The sequence below is a fragment of the Mesorhizobium sp. M7A.F.Ca.CA.003.01.2.1 genome (assembly GCF_003998945.1).
Lineage (GTDB): Bacteria > Pseudomonadota > Alphaproteobacteria > Rhizobiales > Rhizobiaceae > Mesorhizobium > Mesorhizobium ciceri.
In genome coordinates, this window is the sequence record NZ_RZRA01001316.1 from 1 (window position 1) to 1,119 (window position 1,119).

Below are 1,119 nucleotides of genomic sequence, written 5' to 3' on the forward strand. Positions count from 1 at the left end.
CAATGAGGAACTGGCGCAGGCACAGATGCTGGCCGAGGAGGCCAATCTCGGCAAGACGCGCTTCCTCGCCGCCGCCGGCCACGACATCCTGCAGCCGCTGAACGCCGCCCGGCTCTATTGCTCCTCGCTGATCGAGAAGGCCGGCAAGGGACCTGCCGGCAAGGCGGCCGTGAACATCGAATCCTCGCTGGAATCCGTCGAGACCATTCTCGGCGCCGTGCTCGACATCTCCCGCCTCGATGCCGGCGCGATGAAGCCGGATGACACCGCCTTCAACCTCGACGGATTGCTGCGCCAGATCGGCAACGACTTCCGGCCGCTGGCCGCCGAAAAGAAGCTCGAGCTGACCATCATGCCGTCATCGCTGACGGTGACGACGGACCGCAATTTGCTGCGCCGCCTGATCCAGAATCTCGTCTCCAACGCCATCAAATACACGCGCCGCGGCCGCGTGCTGGTTGGCGTCAGGCGGCGCGGCGAATTGGCCGAGATCCAGGTGATCGACACCGGCATCGGCATCGCCGGCGACAAGCTGAACACCGTCTTTCGCGAATTCACCCGGCTCGACGAGGGCGCGCGCGAGGCCGAGGGCCTCGGTCTCGGCCTCTCCATCGTCGACCGCATCGCCCGGGTGTTGCGCCTGGAGATCCGCATCTTTTCCAGTCCGGGCAAGGGCACGCGATTCTCCGTTATCCTGCCCGTCGCGGCCGTGCAGGCACGACGCGAGATCGAAGCCAGGGCTCCCGCCCGCGCGACAGCCTCGCTGGCCGGTCTGCACGTGCTGTGCATCGACAACGACGCCCGCATCCTCGAAGGCATGCGGCTCCTGCTCGAAGGCTGGGGTTGCAACGTCGACACCGCGTCCGGTTCAAAGGATCTGGAGACCGCGAAGATACATCGCCCGGACATCGTCCTTGCCGACTACCATCTCGACGGCGAAACCGGCCTCGAACTCGTCGTCAGGCTGCGTGCGATCCATGGCGACACCCTGCCGGCCGTGCTGGTCACCGCCGACCGCTCCAACGAGGTGCGCACGACCGCCGGCGGGCTCGAGATTGCGGTGATCAACAAACCGCTCAAACCAGCGGTACTGCGCTCGATGATGGCCAGGGTCAGGCC

The 1,119-nt window shown here is 66.1% G+C and carries 1 protein-coding gene; it reads left to right on the plus strand.

Going from position 1 to position 1,119, the window contains the following annotated elements; translation table 11 throughout:
* A partial coding sequence (locus EN969_RS32305) for a hybrid sensor histidine kinase/response regulator (protein WP_164758721.1) occupies positions 1–1,119 on the plus strand: 1,119 nt, incomplete at both ends.